Below are 21,469 nucleotides of genomic sequence, written 5' to 3'. Positions count from 1 at the left end.
ACGAGCCTGTGCGATCTGATGGGACTGCGATCGGGGTCGCTCTGGTCGGCTACGGCTATGCGGGGCAGACCTTTCACGCCCCGCTGATCCAGGCCTCGTCTGGCCTGCATCTCAGGACCGTGGTGTCCGCCCAGGAGGGGCTGAATCTGGGCCCCGAGGTGAAGATCGTCCGCGGGCTGGACGAAGCTTTGTCGGATCCCTCAATACAGTTGGTCGTGCTGGCCACGCCCAATGCTGCTCACGCACCCCAGGCGCTGAAAGCGCTGGAGGCAGGGCGCCATGTCGTCGTGGACAAGCCGTTTGCCCTGTCGCTGAGCGAGGCGCAGGCCGTCGTCGATTGCGCGGCAGAGCGCGGCCGGATGGTGTCGGTCTTTCACAATCGGCGCTGGGATTCCGACTTTCTGGCCCTGACCCACCTGATCCATTCCGGCAGTCTGGGCGCGGTCACGAGGCTGGAGTCCAGCTTCAATCGCTATCGGCCCCAGGTCCGGGACCGCTGGCGAGAGCGGGACGAGCCGGGGGCGGGGATATGGTTCGACCTGGGGCCCCATCTGATCGATCAGGCGCTGATGCTGTTCGGCCGACCCTTAGGCATTACCGCTGACATCGCCATTCAGAGATCGGGGGGGCTGGCCCCGGACTATGCCCATGCGGTTCTCCGCTATGACCGGCTGCGGGTCGTGCTGCATGCCGACATGATGAGCGCAGCTCCCGCGCCCCGATTTGTGGCTCAGGGTCAGCTGGCAGGCTTCGTCTCCTGGGGTCTGGACGTGCAGGAGGATCAGCTGAAAGCCGGACAGACGCCCGGATCGGCCGGTTGGGGCCTGGCTGCCGAGCCCGGCACCCTGACCGATGGCCAGACCGGCGTCCGCACGGCAGTGACTGGCCCGGCGGGCGACTACCGTCAGTTCTATGAGGGGGTGGCCCAGGCCCTGCTGCACGGCGGGGAACCGCCGGTGACCGCCCGGCAGGCCCTGGCGGTCATGGAGGTGCTGGAGGCAGGCCACCTCAGCCATATGCGCCGCGCCGAGGTGCTGTTGCCGCCTCAGGACGGTTGATCAGAAACGCGTTCCAGCTCGGCCTTCAGCCAGGCTTCGTGGCGATCGAAATGATCCGGATTGCGCTGTGAGAAGACCCCGGTCGCCCGGCCCAGCACCACCCCCGTAGCTGCCAGGACGATCTCGCCGACATTGTGCCAGCGGTGCCCCTGTTTGTGGTCATTCCAGGCGCGCCCCTTCAGCGTCTGGCCGATCGGCACGGGCTTCAGGAATTCGACGGTCAGGGATTTTGTCACCGTCAGGGTCTGATGCAGCATCGCGACGGTGCCGAGCATCTCGTCCAGAGTCGCCGCCGTCCAGCCTCCATGGGCGACCCCGCGACCGCCCTCGAATTGAGGGCCGCAGAGGATGTCGAAGTCCACCGCGCCCTGGTCGTCCAGACCCAGACATTTGAGGCCCAGCTTGCAGGCTCCTACCGACTGGCAGGCGGCACAAAGTCTGTGGCCCACACTGTCAGGCGTAATCGTGCCGGTCGCCTGGCTCATCACAGGGCCTCGATCGGATCGTCGCCGACACCCAACTCTGTCGTCAGCCTCTGCTGGGCCTCCAGCATGCGGGTCCACAGCGCTTCGGCCTCCGCAGCTTCTCCCTTGGCCAGATGATCGACCACCCGCCGCTTCACCTCCACATGGCGCACCATGCCGTCACGGGATTGCGGCAGGGCCTGCACCCAGGCCTCGCCTACCAGTTCAGTCTGGGCCTGGATCAGGTCGCGCAGCGTCAGCAATTCCAGGGCGATAAGCCGGTTGGGGCACAGGGCCGACAGCAGTGCATAGAAGTCTTCGTGACTGCGGCTATAGGCAGCGACGTCATCCAGGGCGTCCGCCTGCCGCTCCACCTCGGCCCGCAGGCGAGCGATCGCCTCGGCGGAAAGGCGTCCCGCCAGAAAGCCAATCAGGCGCGGCTCGATGGCGATGCGCGCCTCGTTCAGCTCCGCCTGGGTCGTGCCATGGGCCTGCAGATAGATGCCGGTCGATTCCGACACCATGCGCGCCTCGGGCAGGGTGAACCGTGCCCCGCCGGACGCCCCTCGCGCGACACGCACAAGGTGCTGGGTCTCCAGGATGCGAACGGCTTCTCGGATCGTCGGGCGCGATACGCCGAACCTTTCCCGCAGCTCGATTTCTGACGGCAGGGCATCCCCCGGCCTTGGCCGGGATCGCAGCAGCTCCCGCCGGAGCCAGCGGGCGATGATCTCTGACGTCTTGGGCACATGAAGCGCTGACCCGTCGACGCGGGCGTCGGGGGACCACCGGCCGGGGCCTTTGGTTTCGATACGGCTCACAAACTACGTCCTTGCATAGTGCCAAGGTGAGCGGCGATGACCGAAACGTCAATAATATATATCATTGACACAATGCGGCTCGCGGGGTGATTGTCATAACAGGTAGGAGACCAAGCCAATGACGACAGCCGAAAAGATCTGGGTGAACTCGGGCGACAGCCACGTCTGGGAGCCGAAGGACCTGTGGACCGCCAATCTGCCCGCCTCGCTGAAGCACCGGGGCCCGCACATGGTGCGCGACGGCAAGCACGACATTTATGTCGTCGACGATGAGAAGGTGTTCTTCGCAGCGGCTTCGATGATCGACGCCATCACGCCGCCGGGCTCGGCGGACCTCAACCTTCGTCTGGCCGATCTGGACGAGCAGGGCATCTGGGCCGAAGTCGTGTTTCCGTCCGTCGGCATCTGGCTGTCGGTCATGAAGGACCGCGAACTGATGCATCAGTCAGTCAAGGTCTATAACGACTGGGCAAAGGCCGACATGATCGACCGATCGGAGCGGCTTCTGGCCACGGCCCTGATCTCGGTGCTGGATTTCGACGATGCCGCAGAGGAGACGAAGCGTGTCGCCGAACTCGGCTTCAAGTCGATCTGCCTGCCGGCCACCCTGCCTGACCACCTTGAGTACAATATGCCGGAGTTCGACCGGATCTGGGCCATCTGTGAAGAGGCCGGGATGGTGGTCTGCTTCCACGTCGGCACGGGATCATCCAAGCTGATCGTGACGCGCGGACCGGGCGGTGCGCTGATCAACTACTGGGAGACGACCATCCCGGTTCAGCGCTGTGTCACCCACATGATCTCGGGCGGTGCCCTGGACCGGTTCCCCAAATTGAAGATCATGACGGCCGAAGCCGGTGTGGCCTGGGTGCCCGCCTTGGGCGACCGGCTGGACGAGGCCTATCGTCAGCACAACCGCTATGCCCATCCCAAGCTGAACCGCCTGCCGACCCAGATCATCAAGGATCAGGTCTATTCCAGCTTCCAGCATGACGAGACGGCCCTGCCGGCGGTGATCGCCCACAACTATCAGAACGCCCTTTGGGGTTCAGACTATCCGCATCTGGAGGGCACTTATCCGCACACCCAGGAGGTGCTGCACGGCCTGTTCGACCATGTGTCGCCGGATGTCCGCCGTCGCGTCACCCTGGGCGCATTCGAAGAGCTGTTTGGCATCGGCATGCCGGTGGCCAAGGCCGCCTGACGATCGGGCCAGACCTCCCCCTTGGATGTCGAGGGGGAGGTCTGCGGCTTCAGACCGTCTGGTTGTAGTCGCCGATTTCCGGATAGGCGGTCAGGCGCGGCTTGACCTCTTGGTGGAACAGATCGCGCATATCGTCTTCGGAGCGCATGCTCTCGACCACAACGACCAGTTCGGGCTTGTTCGAAGAGGCCCGGACCAGCACCCATGAGCCGTCGTCCAGGTGGACGCGCACCCCGTTGACGGTGATGGTCTCCACGATCTTGCGGCCCAGGATCGATCCGCCCGAGGCGGCGAGCGCCTCATACTCGGCCACGATACGCGACAGGACTTCGTACTTCAGCTCGTCGTCGCAATGCGGCGACATGGTCATCGAGGTCCAGGCGTCCGGCAGGGCGGCCTTCAACTCGCTGAGCTTCTTGCCGGGATTGCGATCCAGCATGGCCAGGACGGCCCCTGCCGCGACGATCCCGTCGTCGTAGCCGTGACCGATCGGGTCGTTGAAGAAGAAGTGGCCCGATTTCTCGAACCCGGCCAGGGCCCCCAGTTCGGCGGTCTTGCGCTTGATGTAGCTGTGACCGGTCTTCCAATAGACGGTGTCCGCGCCATTGGCCTTCAGGACTTCGTCGGTCTTGTACAGGCCGGTCGACTTCACATCGACGACGAAGGTGGCGTCGGGATGCAGGGCGGAGAGGTCGCGGGCCAGCATCAGCCCGATCTTGTCGGCAAAGATCTCCTCGCCCGTGTCGTCGACCACGCCGCAGCGATCGCCGTCCCCGTCGAAGCCCAGCGCCAGGTCGGCTCCGGTCTCGCGGACGCGGGCCGCCATCTGCATCAGCATATGGTGGTCTTCCGGGTTCGGATTATATTTCGGGAAGGTGTAGTCGAGGTCAGTGTCCATTTCGATCACCTCGACACCCATTCGGCGCAGGGCCTCCGGTGCAAAGGCTCCGGCCGTACCGTTGCCGCAGGCGGCCACGACCTTGATCGGGCGGCTGACCTTCACCTTGGCGGTGACCTCTTCCAGATATTTTTCACGGAAGCCCTCGACCCGCTCCAGACGGCCGCCCGCGCGGGCGACGCCCTCGCCGTTCAGGACGATGTCCTTCAGGCGACCGATCTCGTCGGGGCCGAAGGTGAGCGGAGCCTTCGCGCCCATCTTGACGCCGGTCCAGCCGTTCTCGTTGTGGCTGGCGGTCACCATGGCCACGCAAGGGGCTCCAAGCGCGAACTGGGCAAAATAGGCCGTCGGCGACAGAGCCAGTCCGATATCCAGCACCTCCATACCGCCTTCCAGCAGGCCCAGCGTCAGGGCCTGCTTCACGCTGAGCGAATAGGACCGGAAGTCGTGGCCGACCACTATACGGGGCTGAACCCCGATTTCGTGCACATAGGTCGCAAGACCCAGGCCCAGGGCCTGAATGCCCAGGAGGTTGATTTCCTTTTCCAGAACCCAACGGGCGTCGTACTCGCGAAAGCCGGTCGGCTTGACCAGGGGTGTGGTCTCGTAGTCGGCCGTGTTGGGCCGGAGGTCCTGGCGCGGCTTGATCATGGAATTGTCCTTGGACGGAAGAGTGTGCGGTCGTCGCGAGACGGAGCCTCGTGGCCCGCCGCCCCCGACCCCCGCCATGCAACAAGCGTTGGTATAGCGAACGGTCCAAGGGCCGACAACAAGAGCGCCGCGTGCGGAAAGTTCCATTTTCGGGACGGTTTTACCCTCCGCTCCGTCCGGTGCCGGGGTGATACTGTGCTTGACCCCTTCGCGGGTGCGGCATAGGCCGGAGCGTCGATTTTCGGAGTCTCCCATGCCTCGTCTGATCTTGCTGCGCCACGGCCAGAGCCAGTGGAACCTGGAAAACCGCTTCACCGGCTGGGTCGATGTCGATCTGACGGCCGAGGGCGAGGCCCAGGCCCGGCGTGGCGGCGAACTGATCGCGCAGGCAGGTTTTCGTCCGGCCGTGATGTTTACCTCTGTCCTGACGCGGGCGAAGCGCACCGGGGCGCTGGCCCTGCAAAGCGCGGGTCTGACGGACGTGCCGGTCATCGAGGACTGGCGGCTGAACGAGCGCCACTATGGCGGCCTGACCGGGCTCGACAAGGCGGAGACGGCCAAGAAGCACGGCGAGGATCAGGTCAAGGTCTGGCGCCGCAGCTATGACATTCCGCCGCCGCCGCTGGAGGCGGGCAGCGAATGGGATTTCACCGCCGACCCCCGCTATGCGGGCCAGGCCATTCCCGACACCGAGAGCCTGAAGACCACCCTGGACCGCGTCCTGCCTTACTGGAACGAGGCCATCGCCCCCCGCCTGACGGCGGGCGAAGACGTGCTGATCGCCGCGCATGGCAACTCGCTGAGGGCCATCGTCAAACACCTGTTCGCAGTGCCGGACGATCAGATCGTCGGCGTCGAGATTCCGACCGGCAATCCGCTGGAGATCGATCTGGATGATGCGCTGACGCCGGTGACCGCCCGTTATCTGGATCAGGATCGCGCGACGCCCCTGCCGCAGGTGGCAGGATGAGCGATACCGACGAAGGCTTCATGCGCCAGGCTATCGACCTGGCGCTGGCGCAGATGGGTCAGACCTGGCCCAACCCGGCGGTGGGCTGTGTCATCGTCAAGGACGGGGTCGTGGTTTCTCAGGCGGCGACCGCGCCCGGCGGCCGTCCTCATGCCGAGGAACAGGCGGCCCCGGCCGCCGGCGAGGCTGCGCGCGGGGCCACTGCCTATGTGACCATGGAGCCGTGCGGGGCCCGGTCGTCTGGCCGGGTTTCCTGCTCGCAGTATCTGGTCGAGGCGGGTGTGTCGCGTGTGGTTGTGGCCGCCGTCGATCCTTCGCCCTTCGCCTCGGGCCGGGGCGTGGAACGGTTGCGCCAGGCGGGGCTGGAGGTACGGACCGGCGTCCTCAGTGCCGATGCCTCAGTCCTGTATGAAGGCTATCTGCACCGGCTGGAAACCGGACGGCCCATGGTCCGTATCAGCGAGGACGGGGTCGGATATGACGCCCGGTTCGCCGCCTCGGCCCGCGCCGATCTGGTCACCGAGCTGAACCGTCTGGGTGAGGCGGGTTATACGCGGCTGTGGACCACGCCCGGTGATCTGGCCGACGCCTTGGCCGCCAAAGGGTTGCTGACGACCTGAGGCCTGCGCGCAGTCCCGGCGCGAACCCTAGAGGCGGCGGAAGGTCGGGGGTGGGGCGCCGGCGGCGCGCTGGCGGGCGTCAGCGTCGGCCAGGGGCTCGATCGCTACGGCCATGTGATGGGCATTGGCGTGCAGCAGGTGCGCCGCATCGACCATGACCCCAACATGACCCGTCCAGAAGGCCAGGTCGCCGCGTTTGAGATCGGTCGCCTCGACCTCCCGGCCCAGGTCCGCCTGCTGGTCGGCATCGCGCGGGCAGCCGCGTCCACAGGCATAGAGGGCCTGTTGCACCAGGCCCGAGCAGTCCAGCCCCAGGCTTTCGCGACCGCCCCATTGATAGGGGGCACCGACGAACCGTTCGGCGACCGCAGCAGGGTCGTCGTCAAAGGTGTCGAAGGCGGCAAGGTGGTCCAGGGTGATCCAGCCCGCGCGATCCACGCGCACGAAACGACCCTGCCGCTCGCCGGCCGTCACCAGAGCATTGAGGCTGAGCAGCATGACCGGCCCGCTCCGGAAGTCGGGCTCGGAATAGGCATAGGTGCGGATGGCCCCAACGCGGTGGGTCGGCATCACGACCGGGGCGGACAGGGCCTCGATATCGACATGGCCGACATAGCCGTCTCGGCGCGACCGGCCCCAGGCCAAGCCATCGGCCTCTTCCAGCACGTCGAAGACTTCGCCGAAGATCAGCTGGTCTTCCTGACGGCCGCCGGGGTGGGGGCGCAGGGGTGCGACGGCGGCGGTGCACTGCATCGGCGTGACGTCGCCATAAGCAGAGGCACGCACCAGCCCTTCCAGCGCCCGCTCGGCCAGGTCGGGCCGGGCCAGGGTGGTGCGCGCATCGAAGGCGTCGGACAGGGCGGCGTTGACGGTCAAACCAGGGCTCGAACGATTGAGCGGCGGTTGTGTCACACGAAGGCGAAGGCCGCGTTAACGGGCCGGCGGGAAACGATCGCTGAGGTAGCGATAGCAGGCCCGAAGGCTCTGGGCCTCGCCGCCCTCCGGCCAGCCGGGGCGGCCCCGGCTGTTCCAGGCGAAGATGTCCATGTGGGCCCAGGCCCCCGTCGTGGGCGCAAAGCGTTGCAGGAACAGGGCGGCGGTGATCGATCCTCCCTGGGCCCAGGCAGCGGAATCGTTGCGCACATCGGCGATCTCGCTGTCCAGGGCGGCGCGATAGCCCGGCCACAGCGGCATCCGCCACAAAGGATCGCGCACCGCCGCCGCCGCGGCCAGAAGCCCCGCGGCCAGAGCCTCGTCGTCCGTATAGAGGGGCGGCAGTTCGGGCCCCAGGGCGATGCGGGCGGCCCCGGTCAGGGTGGCGAAGTCCAAGGTCACATCCGGCTCATGCTCGCCCGCACGGGTCAGGACGTCGGCCAGGATCAGCCGTCCCTCCGCATCGGTATTGCCGATTTCGATCGTCAGGCCCCGGCGGCTGTTCAGGATGTCACCCGGTCGGAAGGCGTCGGCTGAGATAGCATTCTCGACCGCCGCGACCAGGACGACCAGGCGTACGGGCAGTTGGGCCTGCATGACCAGTCGGCCGAGGGCCAGGGCATGGGCCGCCCCGCCCATGTCCTTTTTCATGTTCCGCATGCCGGCGGCGCCCTTGATGTCCAGGCCCCCGGTGTCGAACACCACGCCCTTGCCGACCAGGGCGACCAGCGGCAGGTCGGCGCGGTCCAGGTTCCAGCCGATCTCGATGACGCGGGGTGCCCGCTCGATCGTCGCGGCCCGGCCCACGGCATGGACGGCGGGATAGTTTGCCTCCAGCAGGGCCTCGCCCGTGGTCACCGACAGTGTGGCCCCGGACGCCTCAGCGATTTCGCGGGCGATGGTCTCGATCTGCAGCGGGCCCATGTCGGCGGCGGGGGTGTCGACCATTTCGCGCGCCAGGGCGCAGGCCGCCACGATCCGCAGGATCTCGGTCAGATCCAGGCCGTCCGGCACCGCGAGCCGGGCCTGTTCGCGTGCCGGTCGCGACTTGTAACGGTCGAAGACATAGGTCCCCAGGGCAAAGGCCAGGGCGGCGGTGGCCGCCTGATCGTCCGCCACGCCTTCCAGCCGCCACAAGCCGCCGGGCAGGCGGGGAGAAAGGCCACGCAGGGCCATAGGGTCCAGGCGCTCGCCCACCCCGAACAGGGCCCCCTCCACCGTCCCGTCGGTGCCGGGCAGCATCAGCAGTTGACCGGCCTTGCCCGTGAAATCGTTGGCGGCAGCCCAGGTCGCCTCGCCGCCAGCCAGGGTCTGCCCAGCCGTCACGATCCGCAGCGGGCGGGCACCGGTGGCCTGGGTGGTCAGGATATCGGGGTAAAGGGCGGACATGGGCAGCCTGTTAACCAAAGGTTGACGGCCTGGGGCGACTCTTGGCGATCGCAACATAACCGTCTGGACGCCTCTCATGTCGCGCACCCCCCTTCGCTTCGCAACCGGTCTGGCCGCCGCAATGCTGCTGACCGGAGCCGGCCAGGTGCTGGCCCAGACGCCGCAGGCTCCCACCAACGCCGAGGCGCGGGCCGCCATCGCCCGCACGGATCCCCTGTCTCGCTCGGTCTTCTGGGCCGGCGAAGCCCAGGCCAACCCGGCCGATCCGGTGGCGGGCGTGAACCTAGCCCAGGCTCTGCGCGAGATGGGTCGCTATGAGCAGGCCGCCGCCGCCGCCCAGGAAGTACTTCTGAGCCAGCCGGACAATGTCGAGGCCATGCTGGAGGTGGGCCGTGCCCATATTGCGCGGGGACAGGCCTTCTACGGCATCGCCGCGCTGGAACGAGCCCGTGACCTTGCCCCCCAGGATTGGCGGCCACTGTCCTTGCTGGGCGTGGCCTATCAGCAGGTCGACCGCAAGGACGACGCCCGCGCGGCCTGGAACGCGGCCCTGATCCTGTCGCCCGACAATCCGGCGGTGCTGGCCAATGTGGCCATGACCTATCTGACCGCAGGGGATACCGCTTCGGCCGAGGTGCTGCTGCGCCGCGCGGCTGCCCAGCCGGGGGCCACGCTGCAGGTGCGCCAGAACCTGGCGATGGTGCTGGGCCTGCAAGGCAAGACGGCGGAGGCGGAACAGATCCTGCGCCGCGACCTGCCGCCCGAGGTCGCCCGCAAGAACCTGGACTGGATTCGCGAACAGAACGGCGGCGACCGGGCCTCGGTCGGCGGCCGGACCTGGGATTCGCTGCAATAGCGCCGTCCTCTCCCGCTTCGCTGCGCTTCACGGGGGCGGATCGAAGGCCTATCTGTCCGGCATGATCGACGATCTCTACAGCGCCAGGATCCTGCGACTGGCGGCGGAACTGCCGCATGCCGGGCGGCTGGCCGCGCCGGAGGGGACGGGCGAGCGCGTGGCCCGGCTGTGCGGGTCGCGCGCCACGGTCGATGTCACCCTGGACGAGGTCGGGCGGGTCCGGGACTTTGCCCAGGACGTGAAGGCCTGCGCCCTGGGCCAGGCCGCCGCCGGAGTGGTGGGGCAGGTGGCGATCGGTGCCAGCCTGGCCGAGATCACGGAGGCGCAGGCGGCCACTGTCGCCATGTTGAAATCCGGAGGGGAGGGGCCCGTCGGACGATTCGAAGGCCTGCGGGCCCTGCGGCAGGTGGCCGACTATCCGGCCCGTCACGCCTCCACCTTGGTGGCGCTGGATGCCCTGCTGGAGGCGGTGGAGGCGGCGCAGAGCGCTGGCACGCGATGAGCGAGAGTTCGCCCCAGAGCCTTTATGAACGCGGGGTCCGCATCGCCCATCGCGGGTACAAGCTGACGCTCAGCCCGTTGATCGGGCAGTCCTGCCGGTTCCTGCCGACCTGTTCCGACTATGGCCGCGATGCCCTGATCCAGCATGGGCCTGTGCGGGGGGGATGGCTGACACTGCGTCGTCTCTGTAAATGCCACCCATTCGGCAGTTCGGGCTATGATCCGGTGCCTCCCGTTTCTAAAGACTGACGCCATGATCGATCTGAAATTTCCCGACGGTGCTGTTCGACAGGTGGAGCCCACCGCGACCGGCCGCGACGTGGCGGCCTCCATTTCGCCGTCGCTGGCCAAGCGCGCGGCCCTGGTGTCGATCAACGGTGTTCTGCGCGACCTGGACCGTCCGCTGGAGACCGGCGGCGATTTCAGGCTGATCATGCGCGACGACGCCGATGCGCTGGAGACCATCCGCCACGACGCGGCTCACGTCCTGGCCCAGGCGGTGCAGGAGCTGTTTCCCGGCACCCAGGTGACAATCGGTCCGGCCGTCGAGGACGGCTTCTATTACGACTTCCACCGGGATGAGCCGTTCTCGACCGACGACTTTGCCGCCATCGAAAAGCGAATGGCCGAGATCGTCGATCGCGACGAGAAGCTGGTCCGCGAAGTGTGGGAGCGCGACGCCGCCATCGCCCATTTCGAGTCCATCGGCGAGACCTTCAAGGCCGAACTGATCCGCGACCTGCCGGACACCGAAGAGATCACCGTCTATCGCTCGGGCGGCTGGCTGGACCTGTGCCGGGGGCCACATTTCCCCTCCACGAAATTTGTCGGCAAGGCCTTCAAGCTGACCAAGCTGGCCGGGGCCTATTGGCGCGGGGATCACCGGAATCCGCAGTTGCAGCGCATCTATGCGACGGCCTGGGCCAATCAGGCTGACCTGGACGCCTATCTGCTGCGCGTCGAGGAAGCCGAAAAGCGCGACCACCGACGTATTGGTCGGGCCATGGAACTGTTCCACATGCAGGAAGAGGGCCGCGGCATGGTCTTCTGGCACCCCAAGGGCTGGGTGCTGTGGCAGGTGATCGAGGCCTATATGCGCCGCCGCCTGGACAAGGCTGGCTATGTCGAGGTCAAGACGCCCCAGGTGCTGGATCGCAAATTCTGGGAGGCCTCGGGCCACTGGGACAAGTATCGCCCTAATATGTTCGTCTGCGAGACGGTCGAGGGCGAGACCCTCAGCCTGAAGCCGATGAACTGCCCCGGCCACGTCCAGATCTTCGGCATCGGCCAGCGGTCCTATCGCGAACTGCCGCTGCGGATGGCCGAGTTCGGAGCCTGTCACCGATATGAGCCGTCAGGGGCCCTTCACGGCCTGATGCGGGTGCGCGGCTTCACCCAGGACGACGCCCACATCTTCTGCCGCGAGGACCAGATCGTCGAGGAGACCGCCGCCTTCATCGAACTGGCCCGCAGCGTCCACGCCGACCTGGGCATGGAGACCGCCTATATCAGCCTTGGCACGCGTCCAGAGGTCCGCGCGGGCACGGACGAGTTCTGGGACAAGGCAGAGAACCTGATGGCCGAGGCCGCCCGCGCCGCCGGGACCGAGCCGGTCGTGACCGAGGGCGACGGCGCCTTCTATGCGCCCAAGCTGGATTTCATCGTCAAGGACGCCATCGGTCGCGAATGGACCTGCGGCACCATCCAACTGGACTATGTGCTGCCCGAGCGGCTGGATGCCGAATACGTCGGCGAGGACGGCCAAAAGCACCGGCCGGTCATGCTGCACCGGGCGATCTTGGGATCGTTCGAACGATTTATCGGCATTCTGATCGAGAACTATGCCGGGGCTTTCCCGCTGTGGCTGGCACCGGTCCAGGCGGTGGTGGCGACCATTACCTCTGACGCCGACGACTATGCTCGAGAGGTCACCGCCCGGTTCAAGGCGGCGGGCCTGCGGGTCGAGACCGACCTGAGAAACGAAAAGGTCGGCTACAAGGTGCGCGAACATTCGGTCGGCAAGGTGCCGGTCATCGCCGTGGTCGGTCGCAACGAGGCGGCCGAGGGTCAGGTCGCGATCCGGCGACTGGGCAGCCAGGCCCAGACGGTCGTCTCGATCGAAGAGGCAATCCGCATCCTGACCGAAGAGGCAACGCCTCCGGACCTGCGCGCCTGACGCTCGGCCCGCACAGCGTGGACGACCGGCCCGTCGCCATCGTCGGCGGCGGCTATTCCGGAACCATGCTGGCGGCGCGGCTGGCCGAGCGGGGACAGGCGTCGATCCTGATCAACCGGACGCCGCATTTCGGCCTGGGCGTAGCCTATTCGACACCCTTCGATGGGCATCGGCTGAATGTGCGCTCGGCCCGGATGAGCGCCGTTGCCGACGAGCCCGGCGACTTCGTGCGCTGGCTGGAGGCGTATCATCCCGAATGGGCCGAACCGGACGGGTTTGCGCCGCGTCGTCTGTTCGGCCTGTACGTCCAGGACCGGCTGAAGCGGGTGGAGACGATCTTTCCCGGCTGCATCGAGCGGCGCGTGGCCGATGTCGTTTCCATAGAGGCTGACGGCGTCACCCTTGGCGACGGAAGGCGGCTGGCGGCGCGGGCGATCGTTCTGGCCACCGGCAATCCCGCTCCGAAAACCACCCGCAGGAACGCGGCAGGCGGTCTGTCACGGATCGTGCCCGATCCCTGGGCTCCGGGCGCGTTGGAGAGCATCGGCCGGGACGACGACATCCTGATCCTGGGCACCGGCCTGACCATGGTCGACATGGTGCTGGTGCTGGAGGGGCGCGGATGGCGGGGACGGGCGACGGCGGTCTCGCGGCGAGGCCTGATGCCGCGCGCTCATCACCTGACCGCCGATGCGGTCGCACCGCCCGACGCGACCATGACGTCCGGGCCGCTGTCGCGCCGCGTGGCCGCTGCCCGCAGGCGAGCGAGCGCCGTCGGCTGGCGGACGATGATGGAGGGGCTGCGGCCGGTGACCTCGGCCCTGTGGCGCGAAGCGGACGTGGCGACCCGTGGCCGGATCGTGCGTCACCTGCGCCCCTGGTGGGATGTCCACCGCCACCGCATCGCACCCGAAGTCGCGGCCGTCATGTACCGGCTGCTGTCCGATCAGCGCCTGACCCTGGCGGCGGGCCGGATCGGGGAGATCGAGAGCATTGATGGGGGCGTGGTCCTGCACTGGACGCCGCGGCACGGTCCGCCTCAGCCGCCAAAGGTCGCGTCCTGGGCCATCGACTGCACCGGGCCCGGCCATGATGCGGCGGGCGATGCCCTGACCGGCCCCCTGATCGCCACGGGGCGGGCGCGGCTGGATGCGCTGGGGCTGGGACTGGACCTGGACGATCAGGGACGGGCACTGAACGCACAGGGCCGTGCCGATCCCGCGCTGTTCGTCCTGGGGCCACCGTCGCGGGCCGCCTTCTGGGAATCCATCGCCGTGCCGGACATTCGCCAGCGGATCGAGACGATCGTCGAGGTTCTAGCCTAGCGAAAGGCCCCGTCGCGCAGGTTGATGCCATGCTCGCCATAGGCCTTCAGCGCGGCCAGCATCTGGGTCCAGCCCATGCAGTTGCCATAGGACGCCTTCAGACCCGTCGGTGTCTCATGCCAGCCTTCCTCTGCGATGCGGACCAGGGTTCGGGTGTCGTCGTCCAGGGACGAGAAGCTCATCGTCACCGTCGTCATGTAGCTGGCCCCCACGACAGGGTGGTTCTCGTCCGGCACGCCTTCGTTAGCCTCCCAGCGCAGGACGATCCTTTCATCCTGGATCACCTCGACGACCTCGACGGGAAAGGCACCGGGAAAGTCGGCGAAATCCCACTGGACCGTGGTCCCGGTCGCCAGACGCCCGACCGCGCCGCCGGTGGTGAAATACCGCGACAGATGGGTGGGATCGGCCACCATCTCGAACACCTGATGAACGGGTTTGGCCACCCGCATCGATACCTCGAATTTCAACGCCATGGTCTTGCTCCGTGGTTGCTGATCGACGGTATATGTTATATATATATAACATGTCAAACGGCGACGATCTCGATGCGGTTTTCAAGGCCTTGGCCAACCCGGCGCGGCGACGTCTGCTGGATGCGATGAAGGATGGCCCGCGAACGACCGGCCAGCTTTGCGAGGCGGAACCGTCGCTGGATCGCTGCACGGTGATGCTGCATCTGAAAACGCTGGAAACGGCCGACCTGATCATCGTCCGGCGGGATGGCCGGGAGCGCTGGAATCACCTGAACGCCGAGCCAATCAAGGCCGTCCATGACCGCTGGCTGGCCCCCTATACCCGAGGTGCGGTGGCGATGCTGGCGGACCTCAAGGCGCGGGTGGACCTCGCCGGGCAGGACTGAGCTCAGTCCTGCAGGGTCTCGCCGATCACGTCCCGGGACAGGCGATCGCGGGCGGCGGCCAGGATGTCGAGGTAGTCGGCGCGGAACGGCTCGGACAGGTCCGCCTTCAGTCGCTCCATGACCTCCCGCAGCACATGGATTTCCGACGGGCTTTCGAAACACTCGGCCGAGGGCGTGGCTCGCGGGGCGTCGTCGATCCAGCGCGCCAGGAGTTCGAACAGGACCAGCGCCTCGTCCCGCTCCAGCTTCAAGGCGACCTTTGGCGGTCCGCCCAGGCCGAACATCAGCCCGCCGCCTGGACCGCGGCGGCAACGTCGGCGACCACGGCCTTGACCAGGCTCTCGTCGTCGCCCTCGGCCATGACGCGGATCAGCTTTTCGGTGCCGGAGGGGCGGACCAGCAGGCGGCCGGTGCCGTTCAGGCGGGCCTCTCCATCAGCGATCGCCGCCTGGACGGTGGCGGCTTCCAGCGGCTTTCCGGCCGTGTAGCGGACGTTCTTCAGCAGTTGCGGCACCGGCTCGAACTGACGGGCCAGCTCACTCATGGGCCGTCCACTCTCGACCATAACGGCCAGGACCTGAAGCGCCGCCATCAGGCCGTCGCCGGTCGTGGCATAGTCGTGCAGGATCAGGTGGCCCGACTGTTCGCCGCCCAGGTTGAAGCCGCCGCCGCGCATCCGCTCCATGACATAGCGATCGCCGACCGAGGTCCGCTCCAGCGTCAGGCCCTCGGCCTTCAACAGCCGCTCCAGCCCAAGGTTGGACATGACGGTGGCAACGACGCCACCGCCGCTCAGCCGACCGCGCCGGGCCCAGTCCAGACCGATCATGGCCATGATCTGATCCCCGTCCACGATCTGGCCCTTCTCGTCGCAGACGATCAGCCGATCGGCATCACCGTCCAGGGCGATGCCGATGTCGGCGCGGTATTCCTTGACCGCCGCCGCCAGGGTGTGGGGATGGGTGGAGCCACAGTCGGCATTGATGTTGGTGCCGTTCGGCGAGACGCCGACGGCGCAGACCTCTGCCCCCAGTTCGAACAGGGTGGTCGGGGCCACGCGATAGGCCGCTCCGTTCGCACAATCGACCGCGATGCGAAGGCCCTGCAGGCTGAGGCTCTTGGGGAAGGCGGCCTTGGCGATCTCGATATAGCGGGCGGGAGCTTCGTCGATCCGCTTGACCCGTCCCAGACGCGCCGAGGGGGCCAGGCCCTGGTCCAGCGGCTGATCCATCATGGCCTCGATGGTCAGCTCGGTCTCGTCCGACAGCTTGTAGCCGTCCGGCCCGAACAGCTTGATGCCGTTGTCGGCATAGTCGTTGTGCGAGGCCGAGATCATCACCCCCAGGTCGGCGCGCATCGACCGGGTCATCATGGCCACCCCCGGCGTGGGAATGGGGCCGAAGGTGCGAACATCCATGCCGACCGAGGCAAAACCGGCGACCAGGGCCGGTTCGATCATGTATCCCGACAGCCGGGTGTCCTTGCCGATCACCACCAGGTGGCGACGATCGTCCTTGGACATGAACAGCCGCCCGGCAGCCAATCCAACCCGCAGCGCCACCTCTGCCGTCATGGGCAGGGTGTTGGCCCGACCGCGAATGCCGTCAGTGCCGAAATATTTCCTGTCGCCCATGATGTCTCCTCGCTCGCGCCCGTTGGCGTCTCTCTAAGGCCCGAAACCTTCCGAAACCGCTTATTAGGTGCCGGAACGCTATCCACCTCCTAGACCACGGCACCGGAGCCGTCATCATTGCGGCCACGGCGTCGAGGCGGAGATCTGAAACCATGTGCGGCATCATCGGCATTGTCGGAAACCAGCCCGTGGCGGATCGGCTGATCGAAAGTCTGAAGCGGCTGGAGTACCGGGGCTATGACTCGGCCGGTATCGCGGCCCAAGTCGATGGCGTGCTGGAGCGCCGCCGCGCCCCCGGCAAGCTGAAGGAGTTGGAAAAGGTCCTCGCCGCCCAGCCCCTGGTTGCCACGACCGGCATCGGTCATACCCGCTGGGCCACCCATGGCGCGCCGACCGAGCGCAATGCCCATCCCCATATCGCGGGGCGGGTGGCGGTGGTCCACAACGGCATCATCGAGAATTTCGCGGAACTGAAGGCCGAGCTGATCGCGGCGGGCCGGACCTTCTCATCCGATACCGACACCGAGGTGGTCGCCCATCTGCTGGACAGCGAACTGGCCACAGGGCTGTCCCCGCTGGAAGCGTTCAAGGCCACGCTGGACCGGCTGACCGGGGCCTTTGCCCTGTGCGTGCTGATTTCGGGCGAGGACGAGGTCATCCTGGCGGCGCGCAACGGCCCGCCCCTGGCGGTCGGGCATGGCGACGGTGAAATGTTCATCGGATCGGACGGCCTGGCGCTGGGCCCCTTCACGAACAAGATCACCTATCTGGAAGACGGCGACTATGTCCTGGCCACCCATGCCGGGGCGCGCATCTTCGATGCCAGCGGCAGCGAGGTGGCGCGGGCAGTCAAGACGGTGCCCGCCTCTGCCGTGCTGATGGAAAAGGGCAACTATCGCCACTTCATGGAGAAGGAGATCCATGATCAGCCCGAGGGCTGCCAGCACACCATCGCCGCCTATGTCGACACCCTGACCGATCGCACGCGCGTCGAGGGCATCGATTTCGCGGGCCTGGAGCGGATCCAGATCGTCGCCTGCGGCACCTCCTACATCGCCGGAATGATCGGTCGGTATCTGATCGAATCGCTGGCCGACCTGCCGGTGGACGTCGAGATCGCGTCCGAGTTCCGCTATCGCAATCCGTCCCTGCGGGCCAATGCCCTGGCCATCGCCATGTCCCAGTCGGGCGAGACCGCCGACACCCTGGCCGCCTTCCGCCACTGTGCCCAGGCCGGGATGAAGACCGCCGCCATCGTCAATGCCACCGAGAGCACCATCGCCCGCGAGGCTGATGTGGTGTGGCCCATCCATTGCGGACCCGAGATCGGCGTCGCCTCGACCAAGGCCTTTACCGCCCAGGTCAGTGTGATGATCGCCATCGCCATCGCCGCCGCCAAGGCGCGGGGCCGCATCGATGGTGCGGAGGAGCAGCGGCTGGTTCGCGTGCTGCTGGGCGCGCCGCGCCTGATTGCCGAGGCCATTGGTCTGGAAGGCGCGATCAAGGACATCGCCGCCGAGATCGCCAAGGCGCGCGACGTCCTCTACCTGGGGCGCGGCCCCATGTCGGCGCTGGCGCTGGAAGGCGCGCTGAAGCTGAAGGAGATCAGCTATATCCACGCCGAGGGCTATGCCGCCGGCGAGCTGAAGCACGGCCCGATCGCCCTGGTGGACGAAGCGACGCCGATCATCATCTTGGCCCCCTATGATTCCTGGTTCGAGAAGTCGGCCTCGAACATGAGCGAGGTCATGGCGCGCGGCGGGCAGGTGGTCTTCATCACCGATCCGGAAGGCGCACGCCACGCGCCCGCCGGGGCCAAGGTGGTGGTGACGGCCCCGGGGTGCGATCCCCTGATCTCGGCCCTGGTCATGTCGGCGCCGATCCAACTGCTGGCCTATCACGTGGCCGTGGTGAAGGGGGCGGACGTCGATCAGCCGCGGAACCTGGCCAAGTCCGTCACGGTTGAATGAGGTCCGACAGGCCGGTCCGGTCTGACGAACGCTGATTTCACATCGCGGTGGTTTCGCGACCGGTCGAGATCGGTCTATCACGGTCGCCGAATTGCATCAGGACCGATCCATGACCCGACCCTCCGCCCGCGTTCGCAAGGCCGTCCTGCCCGTCGCCGGACTGGGCACCCGCGTGCTGCCTGCAGCCAAGGTGACGCCCAAGAACATGCTGAACGTGTTCGACCGGCCCATCCTGTCACACATCGTGGCCGAGGCGCGCGACGCCGGCATCGAGCACATCATCTTCGTGGTGGGCCGGGGCCAGACCTCGATCGAGGACTATTTCGACCACGGTTACGAACTGGAGGCGATCCTCAAGGCCAAGGGCAAGGATGACATCCTGGCCTCGGTCGTTGCCGACCTGCCCCGCCCGGGCGAAATGAGCTTTGTGCGCCAGATGGCTCCGTTGGGCCTGGGCCACGCCGTCTTCTGCGCGCGCGACCTGATCGGCGACGAGCCTTTTGCCGTCATGCTGCCGGACATGCTGATGATGGCCGACACGCCGGCCCTGGGTCAGGCGATCGCCGCCCATGAACAGACCGGCGGCAACATCATCGTCGTCGAGCCGGCTCCGGAAGGCGAAACACACAAATACGGCATCGTGGCGCTGGAAGGTCAGGACGGCCGGCTGAACCGAATGACCGGCATGGTCGAAAAGCCGCCGCTGGGCACCGAGCCGTCCAACCTGTTCATTTCAGGCCGCTATGTGCTGACGCCTGACATCTTCCCGCTGCTGGCTGACCAGCAGACGGGGGCTGGCGGCGAAATCCAGCTGACGGACGCCATGGCCCGCCTGATGAAGGTGCAGGACTTCCACGCCCTTGAATACGAGGGCGCGACCTACGACTGCGGCGATCCTGTCGGTCTTCTGCGGGCTAATGTCGCCTATGCCCTGACGCACGCCAAGCTGGGCAAGGCCGCGCGCCAGGCCATCACCGACCTGCTTTAAGGTGCAGGATCGGCCGTCACGGTCGGGGCATTGACGTTCGGCGCATCCCCGGTCGGCGGCGAAGTGGGTTCACCGGTCGCGGTGGTCGGGGCATCGGCGCGGGGGGCCGGTGTCACCCCGTCCGTATCATCGAACGGACGTGCGTCGGCCGCTACGCCGCCGTCTTCGGTGTTCTGGGCCTGGAAGCCGCCGTTCGAAATCAGCCAAATCCCCAGCAGCAGGACAGCCGCAGCGCCCGCCGACACGACCAGCAACAGCAGGATGCGGCGGCCCGATCGGCCCTGACGCACATATTGAGCCTCCGCAGGCCGACCTTCATGGACGGCATCGGCCACTTTGGAATGGGGGTCTTGGTGGCTCATCGGTTGGCTCCGTAGTGCAAGAAATCTCAGGCGGGGTGAACGCCGTGGCCAGCCTTGCCGTTCCGGTGAGCGCCTGCGGCAAAAAAGTTTCGATGACGGGAACGGGTCGGACCTGAGCGGATTATCACCGTGCGGAGGCGACGACGCCCCCCGACTCAGGACTGGCGCAAGCCGGTCTGTCGCTTCCGCGCCTCATTCTCGATGATGCCACTTCGGCGGACCTTCACCGGTCCGCCTTTTTCTTTTCGGCCTCGACACGGGGCCCGACATCGCCATGATGCGCGTCTTCAAAGAAAACGCCCGGCAACGGGTCAACGACCGGAGACGTCTCATGGCCACCGTCAATCGTCAGTGGGTACTGCGCCAGCGGCCGAAGGGCCTGATCCAGCCTGGTGATCTGGAATTGATTGAAAGCCCGATCCCGTCGCTGAATGAATCGGAGGTTCTGGTCCGAACCGTCTATCTCTCTCTGGACCCGACCAACCGCACCTGGATGAACGATGCCGAGGGCTATCTGCCGCCCGTGGGTCTGGGCGAGGTGATGCGCGGGCTGACGCTGGGCGTCGTCGAACAGTCGCGCTCGGATCGGTTCAAGGTCGGCGACATTGTCACCCCCATGTCTGGGGGCTGGGCCGACTATGCCGCCGTGCACGAGACGGGCCTGCGCCCGGTCCACAGGGCGTCCGGCCTGCCGCTGACCGCCAATCTCAGCGTCCTGGGCATGACCGGAATGACGGCCTATTTCGGCGTCACCGACGTGCTGAAACCTCAGCCGGGGGAAACCCTGGTGATCTCGGCCGCCGCTGGAGCGGTCGGTTCGATCGCCGGTCAGGTCGCCAAGCAGCGCGGTGCCCGCGTCATCGGCATCGCAGGCGGCGCGGCCAAATGCGCCTGGCTGACCGATGAACTGGGGTTCGATGCTGCCATTGACTATAAGAACGAGGACGTAGGCGCGGCCTTGGACCGTCTGGCCCCCGACGGCGTCGAAATGAATTTCGAGAACGTCGGCGGCGATATCATGATCGCTGTCTATAACCGGCTGAAGGCCCATGGCCGCATGGCGGTCTGCGGCCTGATCTCGGCCTATAACGCGACCAAGATGCCGCCCTCGCCGAACTTTGCGCGGATCATCACGCACCGGCTGAACGTCCAGGGCTTCCTGGTGCTGGACTACGCCCCTCGCGCGCGAGAGATGGTGGCCGAACTCGGTCCGTGGGTGCTGGACGGAAAGGTTCACTGGAAGGTTCACGTCGACCAGGGCCTGGAAGGCGCGGTTGATTCCCTGAATCGCTTGTTCACCGGCGACCATGACGGCAAGCTGCTGGTTCGCGTTTCCGAAGAACCCTGACCCAAGGCCTGGCCCATGAGTGATCCTCTGCTCGTCCACTATGAGGATCTGGACGTGGGCCAGGTGATTTCTCTGGGCGCAGTGGCCGTCGATCAGGCGGCCATGGACCTGTTCATTGAGCGGTTCGCGCCGGGCTGGGACGCCGCCTATGGCGCGCCCGATGCCATGGTCTACGCCTTGTGGAGCCGTCTGGCCGCCGAGAAGGCCGCCGGTTGGGCTCAGACCAAGGTACTGGCCGTCGATGGCCTGCGGTTCATGCGCAACCCGCCGGCGGGCGAGCTGGTGCGCGGTCGCCTGACGGTGATGGGCAAGGATCCGGTGGGAGACGAAAAGGGCATCATGATCGCCCAGCACGACCTGCTGGACGAAGGCGGGCGACTGATTTTCTCATGCCTGACCCGCGCCGTGTTCGCGCGACGGTAAAGACGGGTCACGGAAAC

23 protein-coding genes are annotated in these 21,469 nt (G+C 66.7%); 14 read left to right on the top strand and 9 right to left on the bottom strand.

Features of this window, described 5'->3' with window-relative positions; all coding sequences use genetic code 11:
- Positions 1 to 8: 8 nt before the first annotated feature.
- Entirely contained in the window at positions 9 to 1,058 is a 1,050-nt protein-coding gene (locus JIP62_RS07310; protein WP_230974894.1) for an oxidoreductase, read from the top strand.
- On the opposite strand, the gene JIP62_RS07305 is transcribed toward JIP62_RS07310, so the two are convergent.
- Both JIP62_RS07305 and JIP62_RS07300 read right to left on the bottom strand, forming a co-directional pair.
- On the bottom strand, positions 1,046 to 1,543 hold the full coding sequence (locus JIP62_RS07305; protein WP_201104355.1) for a PaaI family thioesterase: 498 nt from the start codon (positions 1,541 to 1,543) through the stop codon (positions 1,046 to 1,048). The genes JIP62_RS07310 and JIP62_RS07305 overlap by 13 nt on opposite strands.
- Positions 1,543 to 2,343 carry a FadR/GntR family transcriptional regulator gene (locus tag JIP62_RS07300; protein ID WP_201104353.1) on the bottom strand — a complete coding sequence of 267 codons (801 nt, stop codon included), beginning with the start codon at positions 2,341 to 2,343 and terminating at the stop codon, positions 1,543 to 1,545. The genes JIP62_RS07305 and JIP62_RS07300 overlap by 1 nt, the downstream gene beginning before the upstream one ends.
- 118 nt (positions 2,344 to 2,461) lie before the next feature.
- Here JIP62_RS07300 and JIP62_RS07295 point away from each other — a divergent pair, with 118 nt between their 5' ends.
- Positions 2,462 to 3,547, top strand: coding sequence for an amidohydrolase family protein (locus JIP62_RS07295; RefSeq protein WP_201104351.1), 1,086 nt, complete (start codon positions 2,462 to 2,464; stop codon positions 3,545 to 3,547).
- A 49-nt stretch (positions 3,548 to 3,596) separates the two neighbouring features.
- Here JIP62_RS07295 and JIP62_RS07290 read toward each other — a convergent pair whose 3' ends face one another.
- Positions 3,597 to 5,096, bottom strand: a complete 1,500-nt coding sequence (locus tag JIP62_RS07290; protein ID WP_201104349.1) for a phosphomannomutase/phosphoglucomutase — start codon at positions 5,094 to 5,096, stop codon at positions 3,597 to 3,599.
- 253 nt (positions 5,097 to 5,349) lie between these two features.
- On the opposite strand from JIP62_RS07290, the gene gpmA reads away from it, so the two are divergent.
- Together gpmA and JIP62_RS07280 are read left to right on the top strand one after the other, a co-directional pair.
- Positions 5,350 to 6,066, top strand: coding sequence for a 2,3-diphosphoglycerate-dependent phosphoglycerate mutase (gene gpmA / locus JIP62_RS07285; RefSeq protein WP_201104347.1), 717 nt, complete (start codon positions 5,350 to 5,352; stop codon positions 6,064 to 6,066).
- Complete coding sequence (locus JIP62_RS07280; protein ID WP_201104345.1) at positions 6,063 to 6,686, top strand: bifunctional diaminohydroxyphosphoribosylaminopyrimidine deaminase/5-amino-6-(5-phosphoribosylamino)uracil reductase RibD; 624 nt, start codon at positions 6,063 to 6,065, stop codon at positions 6,684 to 6,686. Before gpmA ends, JIP62_RS07280 begins: the two co-directional genes overlap by 4 nt.
- A gap of 27 nt (positions 6,687 to 6,713) precedes the next feature.
- Here JIP62_RS07280 and JIP62_RS07275 read toward each other — a convergent pair whose 3' ends face one another.
- Together JIP62_RS07275 and JIP62_RS07270 are read right to left on the bottom strand one after the other, a co-directional pair.
- Entirely contained in the window at positions 6,714 to 7,562 is an 849-nt protein-coding gene (locus tag JIP62_RS07275) for a C40 family peptidase (protein ID WP_230974893.1), read from the bottom strand.
- A gap of 54 nt (positions 7,563 to 7,616) precedes the next feature.
- Positions 7,617 to 9,008, bottom strand: a complete 1,392-nt coding sequence (locus JIP62_RS07270) for a leucyl aminopeptidase family protein (RefSeq protein WP_201104343.1) — start codon at positions 9,006 to 9,008, stop codon at positions 7,617 to 7,619.
- A gap of 76 nt (positions 9,009 to 9,084) precedes the next feature.
- Here JIP62_RS07270 and JIP62_RS07265 point away from each other — a divergent pair, with 76 nt between their 5' ends.
- From JIP62_RS07265 to JIP62_RS07245, 5 genes are all read left to right on the top strand, one after another.
- Positions 9,085 to 9,864, top strand: a complete 780-nt coding sequence (locus JIP62_RS07265) for a tetratricopeptide repeat protein (RefSeq protein WP_201104342.1) — start codon at positions 9,085 to 9,087, stop codon at positions 9,862 to 9,864.
- 61 nt (positions 9,865 to 9,925) lie between these two features.
- A complete protein-coding gene (locus tag JIP62_RS07260) occupies positions 9,926 to 10,366 on the top strand; it encodes an iron-sulfur cluster assembly scaffold protein (protein WP_201104340.1) in 441 nt (146 codons plus the stop codon).
- Complete coding sequence (gene yidD, locus JIP62_RS07255) at positions 10,363 to 10,614, top strand: membrane protein insertion efficiency factor YidD (protein WP_201104338.1); 252 nt, start codon at positions 10,363 to 10,365, stop codon at positions 10,612 to 10,614. The genes JIP62_RS07260 and yidD overlap by 4 nt, the downstream gene beginning before the upstream one ends.
- Before the next feature lie 4 nt (positions 10,615 to 10,618).
- A complete protein-coding gene (gene thrS, locus JIP62_RS07250) occupies positions 10,619 to 12,541 on the top strand; it encodes a threonine--tRNA ligase (protein WP_201104336.1) in 1,923 nt (640 codons plus the stop codon).
- A gap of 17 nt (positions 12,542 to 12,558) precedes the next feature.
- The gene (locus tag JIP62_RS07245) at positions 12,559 to 13,866 is read left to right on the top strand and encodes an FAD/NAD(P)-binding protein (RefSeq protein WP_230974892.1); all 1,308 of its coding nucleotides are present in this window, start codon (positions 12,559 to 12,561) and stop codon (positions 13,864 to 13,866) included.
- Here JIP62_RS07245 and JIP62_RS07240 read toward each other — a convergent pair.
- Positions 13,863 to 14,342: an SRPBCC domain-containing protein gene (locus tag JIP62_RS07240; protein ID WP_201104334.1), complete on the bottom strand. Its 480-nt coding sequence runs from the start codon at positions 14,340 to 14,342 to the stop codon at positions 13,863 to 13,865. The two genes, JIP62_RS07245 and JIP62_RS07240, sit on opposite strands and share 4 nt — an antisense overlap.
- Positions 14,343 to 14,392: 50 nt before the next feature.
- Between JIP62_RS07240 and JIP62_RS07235 the strand changes: the two genes are divergently transcribed.
- Entirely contained in the window at positions 14,393 to 14,728 is a 336-nt protein-coding gene (locus tag JIP62_RS07235) for an ArsR/SmtB family transcription factor (protein ID WP_201104332.1), read from the top strand.
- Between the two features lie 2 nt (positions 14,729 to 14,730).
- On the opposite strand, the gene JIP62_RS07230 is transcribed toward JIP62_RS07235, so the two are convergent.
- Positions 14,731 to 15,012, bottom strand: coding sequence for a hypothetical protein (locus JIP62_RS07230; RefSeq protein ID WP_201104330.1), 282 nt, complete (start codon positions 15,010 to 15,012; stop codon positions 14,731 to 14,733).
- On the bottom strand, positions 15,012 to 16,361 hold the full coding sequence (gene glmM, locus JIP62_RS07225; protein ID WP_201104328.1) for a phosphoglucosamine mutase: 1,350 nt from the start codon (positions 16,359 to 16,361) through the stop codon (positions 15,012 to 15,014). The genes JIP62_RS07230 and glmM overlap by 1 nt, the downstream gene beginning before the upstream one ends.
- 152 nt (positions 16,362 to 16,513) lie before the next feature.
- On the opposite strand from glmM, the gene glmS reads away from it, so the two are divergent.
- Together glmS and JIP62_RS07215 are read left to right on the top strand one after the other, a co-directional pair.
- Positions 16,514 to 18,331: a glutamine--fructose-6-phosphate transaminase (isomerizing) gene (gene glmS / locus JIP62_RS07220; protein WP_201104326.1), complete on the top strand. Its 1,818-nt coding sequence runs from the start codon at positions 16,514 to 16,516 to the stop codon at positions 18,329 to 18,331.
- A 109-nt stretch (positions 18,332 to 18,440) separates the two neighbouring features.
- Positions 18,441 to 19,319 (top strand): UTP--glucose-1-phosphate uridylyltransferase, encoded by an 879-nt coding sequence (locus JIP62_RS07215; RefSeq protein ID WP_201104324.1) that lies wholly within the window; start codon positions 18,441 to 18,443, stop codon positions 19,317 to 19,319.
- On the opposite strand, the gene JIP62_RS07210 is transcribed toward JIP62_RS07215, so the two are convergent.
- The gene (locus tag JIP62_RS07210) at positions 19,316 to 19,681 is read right to left on the bottom strand and encodes a hypothetical protein (protein WP_201104323.1); all 366 of its coding nucleotides are present in this window, start codon (positions 19,679 to 19,681) and stop codon (positions 19,316 to 19,318) included. The genes JIP62_RS07215 and JIP62_RS07210 overlap by 4 nt on opposite strands.
- A 331-nt stretch (positions 19,682 to 20,012) precedes the next feature.
- Between JIP62_RS07210 and JIP62_RS07205 the strand changes: the two genes are divergently transcribed.
- On the top strand, positions 20,013 to 21,029 hold the full coding sequence (locus tag JIP62_RS07205) for an NADP-dependent oxidoreductase (RefSeq protein WP_201104321.1): 1,017 nt from the start codon (positions 20,013 to 20,015) through the stop codon (positions 21,027 to 21,029).
- Positions 21,030 to 21,044: 15 nt separating this feature from the next.
- The gene (locus JIP62_RS07200) at positions 21,045 to 21,452 is read left to right on the top strand and encodes an acyl dehydratase (protein ID WP_201104319.1); all 408 of its coding nucleotides are present in this window, start codon (positions 21,045 to 21,047) and stop codon (positions 21,450 to 21,452) included.
- The last annotated feature ends 17 nt before the right edge of the window (positions 21,453 to 21,469 follow it).

Source organism: Brevundimonas vitisensis, from assembly GCF_016656965.1.
In the GTDB taxonomy this organism is placed as follows: Bacteria; Pseudomonadota; Alphaproteobacteria; order Caulobacterales; family Caulobacteraceae; genus Brevundimonas; species Brevundimonas vitisensis.
Note: the sequence above shows the minus strand (reverse complement) of the source record. Positions and strands in the feature narration are given on the sequence as shown.